This window comes from Oceanicella sp. (assembly GCF_056449545.1).
Genome location: NZ_JBWOMN010000073.1, coordinates 70,212 through 79,424, shown reverse-complemented (window position 1 = coordinate 79,424; position 9,213 = coordinate 70,212). Strand labels below are relative to the sequence as shown.

At 71.4% G+C, this 9,213-nt stretch carries 7 protein-coding genes; 2 read left to right on the top strand and 5 right to left on the bottom strand.

The genetic code is table 11. From position 1 onward, the window contains the following. Positions 1 to 467, top strand: a 467-nt coding sequence (locus AC1HC7_RS10705; RefSeq protein ID WP_479499006.1) for a hypothetical protein, incomplete at its 5' end; no start/stop codon positions are given. 54 nt (positions 468 to 521) lie between these two features. Here AC1HC7_RS10705 and trpE read toward each other — a convergent pair. The 4 genes from trpE to AC1HC7_RS10685 form a co-directional block, all read right to left on the bottom strand. Further along, on the bottom strand, positions 522 to 2,048 hold the full coding sequence (trpE, locus tag AC1HC7_RS10700; protein ID WP_479496748.1) for an anthranilate synthase component I: 1,527 nt from the start codon (positions 2,046 to 2,048) through the stop codon (positions 522 to 524). Between the two features lie 110 nt (positions 2,049 to 2,158). Continuing rightward, a complete protein-coding gene (locus AC1HC7_RS10695; RefSeq protein WP_479496749.1) occupies positions 2,159 to 4,039 on the bottom strand; it encodes a peptidylprolyl isomerase in 1,881 nt (626 codons plus the stop codon). Positions 4,040 to 4,178: 139 nt separating this feature from the next. Further along, complete coding sequence (locus tag AC1HC7_RS10690) at positions 4,179 to 5,411, bottom strand: DNA cytosine methyltransferase (protein WP_479499005.1); 1,233 nt, start codon at positions 5,409 to 5,411, stop codon at positions 4,179 to 4,181. Between the two features lie 3 nt (positions 5,412 to 5,414). Further along, on the bottom strand, positions 5,415 to 6,617 hold the full coding sequence (locus tag AC1HC7_RS10685) for an aminotransferase (protein ID WP_479496751.1): 1,203 nt from the start codon (positions 6,615 to 6,617) through the stop codon (positions 5,415 to 5,417). A 159-nt stretch (positions 6,618 to 6,776) separates the two neighbouring features. Here AC1HC7_RS10685 and AC1HC7_RS10680 point away from each other — a divergent pair, with 159 nt between their 5' ends. Continuing rightward, on the top strand, positions 6,777 to 8,627 hold the full coding sequence (locus AC1HC7_RS10680; protein ID WP_479499004.1) for an ABC-F family ATP-binding cassette domain-containing protein: 1,851 nt from the start codon (positions 6,777 to 6,779) through the stop codon (positions 8,625 to 8,627). Between the two features lie 3 nt (positions 8,628 to 8,630). Here AC1HC7_RS10680 and AC1HC7_RS10675 read toward each other — a convergent pair whose 3' ends face one another. Beyond that, positions 8,631 to 9,200, bottom strand: a complete 570-nt coding sequence (locus tag AC1HC7_RS10675; RefSeq protein WP_479496753.1) for a hypothetical protein — start codon at positions 9,198 to 9,200, stop codon at positions 8,631 to 8,633. Positions 9,201 to 9,213: the final 13 nt, after the last annotated feature.

Genomic DNA, 9,213 nt, shown 5'->3' with positions numbered 1-9,213 from the left:
GCGAGGCCGGCGGCGCCGGTCGCTCGACCCTGCCCCCGATCGGCGATCAGGCGACGGATCAGGGCGGGGCCGACCGGCTGGCGGCGCTGACGGGCGAGGGCGCGGGCGAGGGCGCGCGCCGGGTCGCCGCGCCGCCGGCGCCGCTGCCCACGCTGATCATCCACGTCACGCGCCGCACGGACATGGGTGAAATGGAGGCCGTGGTGGCGCGCCTGAAAGCCGCCGGCTACGCGGTGGCGGAGGTGAAGGTGATCCCCATCGACCTCGACAACAACGATGTGCGTTACTACTACGACGCCCAGGCCGAGGCCGCCGGCGATCTCGCGGCGCTGCTGCGCGACGCCTTGTCAGACGCGTTCGGCGGGCAGCCGCCGCCGCTGACCCGGGTGTCGCTGGACGGGCGCTACCGCGACCTGCCCAAGGGCACCATGGAGGTCTGGATCGCCGAGCGCGGCGCCGCGGGCTGAATGCCCGGGCTCATGGACGGCGGCGGTCAGGGCAAGGCCGCGCCTGAGCCGGCGTCACCAGTTGCGCCGGCCTGAAAACCGCCCCGCCGCCTCGGCGGCGCGCATCAGGGCGCGGGATTTGCTGACGGTTTCCTGGAATTCGGCCTCCGGGTCGCTGTCATGCACCACGCCGCCGCCGGCCTGCACATACATGCGCCCGTCCTTCAGCACCGCGGTGCGCAGGGCGATGCAGACATCCATCTCGTCAGCGGAGGAAATATACCCCACCGCGCCGGCGTAGACGCCGCGCTTTTCCGTTTCCAGTTCGTCGATGATCTCCATCGCCCGCACCTTCGGCGCGCCCGACACCGTGCCCGCCGGCAGCCCGGCGAGCAGGGCGGCCAGCGCGTCCACGTCGTCGCGCAGCTCGCCCTCGACATTGGAGACGATGTGCATGACGTGGGAATACAGCTCCACGGTGAATTGCTGGTTGGGGTTCACGGTGCCGATCTTCGCCACCCGCCCCACGTCGTTGCGGCCCAGATCCAGCAGCATCAGGTGCTCGGCCAGTTCCTTGGGGTCGGCCAGCAATTCGGCGCGCAGGGCGTCGTCCTCCTCGGGCGTGGCGCCGCGGGGCCTCGTGCCGGCGATCGGGCGGATGGTGACCTTGCCGTCGCGCACCCGCACCAGGATCTCGGGGCTGGCGCCGACGATCTGGAAATCGCCGAAATTGAAGAAGAACATGTAGGGCGAGGGGTTGGTGCGCCGCAGCGCCCGATAGAGCGCGAAGGGCGGCAGCGGGAAATCCCGCGCCCAGCGCTGCGAGGGCACCACCTGGAACACGTCCCCGGCGGCGATGTAATCCTTGGCCCGGGCGACCATTTCGAGATAGCGGGCGTGGGAGGTGTTGGAGACGGGTTCGCCGATCTCGACCGCGTCGCCCTGCGCCGCGCCCTGATCGGCGGGGATGGCGCGGTCCAGATCCATCACCACGTCGGACAGGCGTTCGGCGGCGCGGGCGAAGGCGGCGCGCGCCGATCCGCGCTCGCCCGTCGCGTCGCCGGCCCAGACCGGGACCACGATGGTCACCTCGTCCTTCACCGCATCCACCGCGATCACCACCGTGGGGCGCATCATGATCGCGTCGGGCAGGTCCAGCGGATCCGGATTCGCGTCGGGCAGGTTTTCCACATGGCGCACCATGTCGTAGCCCAGATAGCCGAACAGGCCGGACACCCCCGGCGGCAATTCGCGGGGCAGTTCGATCTGGCTTTCCTCCAGCACCGCGCGCAGGCTGGTCAGCGGATCGCGGGGGTCGGGTTCGAAGGCCTCCGCGTCATAGCGCGCGGCGCGGTTGATCTGCGCCGCCCGGCCCCGGCAGCGCCAGACCAGGTCCGGCTTGAAGCCGATGAAGGAATAGCGCCCGCGGGTGTCGCCGCCGGTGACGCTTTCCAGCATGAAGCTGTCCTTGCGGGCCTGCGCCAGTTTCAGCATCAGCGACACCGGGGTGTCGAGATCGGCGGGCAGCGTGGTCCACAGCACCTGATTTTCGCCGGACGCGAAGCGGGTCTCGAAATCGGCGAAATCGGGGCGAATCTGCATCATTCAGGTTCCTTGAGCGGCCCGCCGGCCATGCGATCGGAAGCGGCGCCCACGCATGGAGCGGCGGCCTGCTCCCGCGTGAGCAGGCCGCCGCCGCCGGGGGGCTTGCGTCAGCGCAGCTGGTTGATCACCTGCTCCATGGCGTTGGGGTTCACCGTCGCGCCCTCGCGATTCTGGATCGCCATGGCGTAGAGCGCGTAGACGTCCTTGCCCACCGAATCGTCCATCGCCGCCTGCCACTGGCTGAGGATCCCGGCGAAGGTCGGGTCCTTGAGGTCCGGCGGGGCGATGGCGGTGACCACGCCGATGGCGACCGAGGCGTCCTCGTCGACCCGCGCGGGCTTGCCGATCGGGGTCGCGAACAGGGTTTCCACCAGCGCCGCCGGGGCGCCGGGCAGCGAGGCGGACCTGGTGATCGGGCCGCTGCGGATCGGGGTCAGCCCGTGGGTCTCGGCCACCGCGTCGGCGGGGGCGCCCGACTCAAGTTCGGCGATGATCCGATCGGCCAGCGCGTTGAGGCTGTCGCGCCGCTGCGCGGCGGTCCAGTCTTCGAGCACCTTCGCGCGCGCGGCTTCGAAATCCAGCGGCGCGGCCTCGGCCACCGCGTCCACCCGCAGCGCGATCCAGGCGCCGGCGGGGGTCTCGATCAGGTCGCGATCCTGCCCCGGTTCGGCGGCGAACAGCTCGCCGAGGAAGTCCGCGCTCCTGGCGATTCCGTCCGGCGCGCCGTCGCCATCCGCGGCGACGCCCCGCGCCGATGACAGCGTCAGGCCGGTCTCGGCGGCGATTTCCTCGAGCGTGGCGCCGCCGGCGAGCAGGTCCGCAACCTCCTCCGCCTTGCCCGCGGCGAGGTCGATGGCGTCGGCCGCCGCCAGTTCGGCGCGCAGTTCGTCGCGCGCCGCCTCGAAGCTGACCGAGGACCCGGGCAGGATGGCGCGCACGTTGACCAGCGCCGGACCGAGGCCGCTTTTCACCGGACCGGCGACGCCCAGCTCGCCCGAGAACGCCGCCTCGGCCATGTCGGCGGGCAGGTCGTCGCGGGTCACCTCGCCCAGCGTCACGTCGTCAAGCTTCAGGTCGAGCGCGGCGGCGGCGGCGGCGAAATCCATCTCGCCCGCGTCGATCGCCGCCTTGGCCTTCATGGCGGCGGCGGTGTCGGGAAAGGACAGGCGGTCGACCACCCGGCGTTCGGGGATGTTGTAGCGTTCGTCGGCGGCCGCATAGGCGGCGCGCAGGTCGTCTTCGAGCACATCCACATCGTCGATCAACGCCTGCGGGTCGATGGCGATCCACACCGCGTCGCGGCGTTCGGGGGCCACGTAATCGTCGGCGTTGTCCCTGTGCCAGGCGATCAGCGTCGCCTCGTCGGGGGGCGCGGGGGCGTCGGCGTTGGCGTCGGCGGTCAGGATCAGCAGCGTCATCTCGCGCTTTTCCAGCTGCCGGGACAGGGCGAGTTCGGCAAAGCCCGGCGCGGCGCGGGTTCCGGCGGTGAGCCCGGCGGAAATCACGTCGCGCGCCAGCGAGCGGCGCATGTCGGTTTCGAAGCGATCCACCTCGAAGCCGAGCTGGTTGAGGATGAACAGGTATTGCTGTTCGTCGAATACGCCGTCCGGCCCCTGGAAGGACGGTGATTGCAGGATCGCGCGGCGCAGCGCCGCGTCGTCGGCGGAGATGCCGAGCTTGCCCGCCTCGCCGTTCAGCGCCGCGTCGCGGGTGAGCCGCGCCAGCAGCACCTGCGGGATGCCCAGGGTCTGGGCCTCGTCCATGGTGATGTTGCGCCCGGCGCGGCGCGACAGCGACTGCATCTCGCGCTGCAGGGCGCGGGCGTAGTCGTCGATGGCGATTTCCTCGTCGCCGACCTTGGCGACGCGGTTGCCGGCGCCGCCGATGGACACGTCGCCGATGCCCCAGACCGCGAAACTGGCGATCAGCACGACGAACAGTCCCTTGAACAGCCAGGTCCCGGAAGCGGAGCGGAAGAATTGCAGCATCTGGTTCGGTCCTTCGTGGCGCGGGCGTCGTGCGGTTTTCGGTCAGGCGGTTTTCGGTCGGGCGGCTTGTCGGTCGGGCGGTTGCGTCGTTCCAGTCTGCGGCCTTGCGCGCGCGGGGCAAGACGGCTGACTCTGGTATTTAGAGCCCGGCGGGGTCGCTGACAACCGCCGCGCCGTCGCCGGGGTCGTCGCTGGGGGCATCGCCGGGGTCATCGGCGTCGCGCGGGGCGTCGCGCGCCGCCGCCGCGTCCTGCCAGTCGAGCAGCGGTTCCACCAGATGGGCGGCGATCCAGCGCGCGGCGGGCACCGCCACCCCGTCCCCCGCCAGCTTGTAGGCGGCGGTGTAGGCGGCGGGCAGGCGGTAATCCTCGGGCAGGCCCATCAGCCGCGCCGCCTCGCGCGCCGACAGCAGGCGGCTGCGCAGGCGCCCGTCGGGCTCCGCCGACACCAGCGTCTGGCGCGACGAGCCGCCCGCCGGCGTGCGCAGGCAGCCGGCGAGGTCGAAACGCACCTCGGCGCGCTGCACGGTTCCGCCGGCGCCGTCGGGGCGGGATCGCCGATACAGCCCGCCCGCGACGCGCCGCCCGGTGGATTTCGCCTCGGCGATGGCGGCGTCGATGCGGGCGCGATGGCGCGGGGTCATCATCGCCAGCAGGCGCGCGGTCTGCGCCGGGTCGCGCCATTTCTGGTCTTTGGGGCGGGTCTCGATCAGATCCGCCAATTGCAGGTTGCGCGCCGGCGGCCGGGGCAGGCGCAGCGGCACGAAGGCGTGATCGGCCTCCGGCCCGATGCGGGTCAGGCCGCGATAAAGCGTCGTCGGCCGTTCGGGGGCCGGGTCGATCATGCGCGGCGGCGCGGCGCCCCGCCAGGCGAAGACGAAAAGGCGCGGGCGCGATTGCGGCAGAAAATCCGCCGCGTCGATCACATGCGCGTCATAGCTGTAGCCCGCCTGCGCCAGCGCGCCCGTCAGGGCGGCGAAATCGTCCGAGCCGTTGGAGCTTGCCAGCCCCACCACGTTTTCGATCACCAGCGTGCGCGGTCCGCGCCCGTCGCGCAGCAGCTGCTCGATGACGAACCAGAAGGCCCAGAATATCCCCGAACGCCCGCCGGACATGCCGCGGCGCCGGCCCGCCAGCGACAGGTCCTGGCAGGGGAACGAGGCCCAGGCCAGATCGGCATGGCCGGGGATTTCGGCGGGCGAGACCTCGGCGATGGAACGCTCCAGCAGATGGTCGGGGCCGAAATTGTCGCGATAGGCGGCGCATTTCAACGGGTCGTTGTCATTGGCGAACCGGCAGCGCCAGCCCGGCCCGAGCCCGATGCGCGCCATGCCGCCGCCGGCGAAGAATTCGAGAAAATCGCGCCGGGCCATGGCTCAGCCCCGCATCGCGGCGAGACGGGCGAGCGCCGCGCTGACGCCCGCCATGTCGGCATTGGCGAAGGCCATGCGCAGGGTGGCGCGCCCCAGCGGATCGCCCGGCGGGCAGAACATCGAACCCGGCAGCGTCAGCAGCGATTGCTCGGCCGCCATGCGCCGCGCCAGATCATGCGCGGACTCGGCGAAGGGGTGGCGCAGATAGGCGAAATAGGCGCCGCAGCCGAGCAGGCCCCAGCCCGGCAGCGCCTGGCGGAACGCGGCGATGAGCGCGCCGCGCCGCGCCAGCGCCTCGCGCCGTTCGCCCGCCACCCAGTCGCCAAGCTTGCGCAGGCCGGTCAGCGCCGCGATCTGGCCGAGCTGATTGGGGCAGATGGTCATGGCGTCGAGGAATTTCTCGGCCTCCCGAATGCGCGCCGGGTCGGCGATCATCGCCCCGACCCGGTGACCGGTGAGCCGGAAAACCTTGGAAAAACTGTAAAGGTGGATCAGTCGCGCGCGCCAGTCCGGGCGTTGGAACAGGGCGTGGGGGGCGCCCTCGCGGCTGTGGAAATCGCGGTAGGTCTCGTCGACGACCAGCCCGGCGCCGTGGGTCTCGGCCAGCTTGAAGAACCGCTCCAGCAAAGGCGCGGGGCATTCGGCGCCGGTGGGATTGTTGGGGGTGACGAGGATGATGGCCCTGACTTTGGGCGTCATCAGCGCGGCGGCGGCTTCGGGATCGGGCAGCATGTCCGCGCCGCAGGGCAGGGCGATGGTCTCGACCCCGGCCATCCGCAGCCACATGGCGTGGTTGAAATACCATGGGTAGGGCAGCATCACCGCGTCCCCCGGCCCGGCGAGCGTGGCGATGGCGACGCAGAAGGCCTGGTTGCAGCCGGCGGTTACGGCGACATCCCCGGCGTCGATCCGCGCCGGGGCGCCGGGGGCGGCGTAGGCGCGCGACCAGCGGGCGGCGATTTCGCCGCGCAGCGCCGGGTTGCCCAGCACCGGGCCGTAGCGATGCGCGCCCGGATCGTCGCGCGCCGCCTGCGCGACGGCCTCGCGCAGCAGGGGCGGCGGCGGGGCGACCGGGGCCGCCTGGCTGAGATCGATCAGCGGGCGATCGGGCGGGAAATCCCGGCCCGCGATCCAGCGCCGGGTTTCCACGATCGGGCTGATCGGCGTGGCGGCGAGGTCCGGCGCGAAAGGGGCGGCGTTGTTCATGGCGCGACGATAGCGGCGCGCGGCGCAGGGCGAAAGCCCCGACCCCGGGCGCCGAGGCATTCGGGCGCGGAGGAATCCGGGCGCAAAGGCGGGGGCGCGCGGAACCGAGTGCGCGCACGCCGCTTGACGCCCGGCGCGGCGGGGGCTAGGCGCACGGGCATGGCCGAACCTCCCATCCTCACCCTGTCCGACGTCTCGCTTGGTTTTGGCGGCGATCCGCTGTTCAGCGGCCTGTCGCTGGCGGTGCATCCGGGCGAGCGCATCTGTCTTGTGGGGCGCAACGGCTCGGGCAAGTCGACGCTGCTGAAGATCGCCGCCGGGATCGTCGAACCCGACAGCGGCAAGCGGTTCCTGCGCCCCGGCGCGCGCATCGGCTATCTGCCGCAGGACCCGGATCTGAGCGGCCACGCCACGCTTGGCGATTACGTGGCCGCCGATCTCGACGATTCCGAACGCTACCGCGCCGAGATGGCCATGGAGGGGCTGCAGGTGCTTGCAGATCACCCCCCGGGCGAGGCCAGCGGCGGCGAGCGTCGCCGCGCGGCGCTGGCCCGGGTGATCGCCGGCGAACCCGATCTGATGCTGCTGGACGAGCCCACCAACCACCTCGATATTTCAGCCATCGCCTGGGCCGAGCAATGGCTGTCCCAGACCCGCGCGGCGTTCATCCTGATTTCCCATGACCGGACGTTCCTGAAGCGCCTCACCCGCCAGACATTCTGGGTGGATCGCGGCGAGGTGCGGCGCATATCGCGCGGCTTCGACGGGTTCGAGGACTGGCGCGACAAGCATTTCGAGGAGGAGGAGGCCCAGCGCCGCAAGCTGAACCGGCTGATCAAGTCCGAGGCGCGCTGGGCGGTCGAGGGCATCTCTGCGCGGCGCAAGCGCAACATGGGGCGGGTGCGGCGCTTGCGGGACCTGCGCGCGACGCGGACCGGGCAGCGCCAGCGCACCGGCACGGCGGCGATGGCTTTCGAGTCGGGGCCGAAATCCGGGCGGCTGGTGGTCGAGGCCGAGGCTGTCTCCAAGGCCTTCGGGGATCAGGTGATCCTGCGCGATTTCTCGGTGCGGATCATGCGCGGCGATTGCGTGGCGCTGGTCGGCCCCAACGGCGTCGGCAAGACCACGCTGCTGAAGATGCTGATCGGCGAGGAGGCGCCTGATTCGGGGCGCATCCGGCTCGGGACCAATCTGGTGAAGGCGGTGTTCGATCAGAACCGCGCGGCGCTGGACCCGGAAAAATCCCTGTGGGAGATCCTGACCGGGGACAAGGGGCTTGGGGTTTCGGGCAAGAACGACCAGATCATGGTGCGCGGGCGGCCCAGGCACGTGGTCGCCTATCTGAAGGAATTCCTGTTCGACGAACGCCAGGCCCGCGGCCCGGTCAAGGCGCTGTCGGGGGGCGAGAAGGCGCGCCTGCTGCTGGCGCGGATCATGGCGCGGGAGTCCAACCTGCTGATCCTCGACGAGCCCACCAACGATCTCGATATCGAGACCCTCGATCTGTTGCAGGAACTGGTGCTGGAATACGACGGCACGGTGCTGCTGGTCAGCCATGACCGCGATTTTCTCGACCGGGTGGCGGCGACCACCATCGCCATGGAGGGCGACGGGCGCGCGGTCGTCTACGCCGGCGGCTGGTCGGATTATCAGGCGCAGCGCGCGCAGGGGCCGGATGCGCAGGGGCCGGATGCGCAGGGGCGGGCGGCGAAAGCGTCGCGCGTCGCCGCGCCCGATCCCGCCGCCCTGCCCCGGGCGCCGGGGCAGGGCGGCGCGAAACTGTCCTATGCGCAGGCGCGGCGGCTTGACCTGCTGCCCGGCGAGATCGATCGGCTGAGCGCGGAGATCGCCAAGCTTGAACTGTATCTCGCCGATCCCGATCGCTTCGCCCGCGAACCGGCGAAATTCCGCAAGGCCAGCGACGGGCTGGCCGCGCGCCAGCAGGCGTTGGCCGCCGCCGAGGAGGAATGGCTGGCGTTGGAGGAACTGCGCGAATCGCTGGCGGGCTGAGCTTCAGCGCGGCGAGGACCGTGGGGCGTTGGTGTTCTTGGTGGGCAGCGCCCGCGCATAGAGCCGCATCATCGCCTCGCGAAACCCCGGGTCGTTCGGCCCGCGCGACCCGTTGATGCGCGCCTGCGCGCCGCTCAGCATGCGATCGTCCCAGCAATAGGCCAGCGAGACCTGCATGCGGCCCTTGTCGTCAAGGGCGCTGCCGGCATTGCCGCCGCGGCAAAGCCGTTCAGGCGTCGCCAGAAAAAATCCGATCGCCAGCCGCCGCCCGCCGCCGCCCGGCGCGACCGGGTTCAGCGCCGTGCCGCCAAGCCGCCGGGGCAGGGTCATGGCGGCGGCGATGGCCTCGGGGGCGGCGCCGTCGGGGGGCGCGCCCTGGATTTCCAGCGGCAATGACCCGGCGCTGCGCAATTCGATCGATGTGTAGTTGTCGGCGAAATCCTCGCTGAATATCAGAACGTTGACGCCGCCGTCCGACCCGCCGGCCACGTTGGCGCAGCTGGTCAGCAGGGCGAGCGCGAAGGCGGCGCCGAGGCGCGTGACGAGCCGGGGGGCTGCTTGGGGATGGGGCATCGGGGTATTCCCT

Coding starts and splice junctions, on each gene's coding strand:
- trpE (WP_479496748.1), bottom strand. CDS start 2,048: ATGCAGATTCGCCCCGATTTCGCCGATTTCGAGACCCGCTTCGCGTCC.
- AC1HC7_RS10695 (WP_479496749.1), bottom strand. CDS start 4,039: ATGCTGCAATTCTTCCGCTCCGCTTCCGGGACCTGGCTGTTCAAGGGA.
- AC1HC7_RS10690 (WP_479499005.1), bottom strand. CDS start 5,411: ATGGCCCGGCGCGATTTTCTCGAATTCTTCGCCGGCGGCGGCATGGCG.
- AC1HC7_RS10685 (WP_479496751.1), bottom strand. CDS start 6,617: ATGAACAACGCCGCCCCTTTCGCGCCGGACCTCGCCGCCACGCCGATC.
- AC1HC7_RS10680 (WP_479499004.1), top strand. CDS start 6,777: ATGGCCGAACCTCCCATCCTCACCCTGTCCGACGTCTCGCTTGGTTTT.
- AC1HC7_RS10675 (WP_479496753.1), bottom strand. CDS start 9,200: ATGCCCCATCCCCAAGCAGCCCCCCGGCTCGTCACGCGCCTCGGCGCC.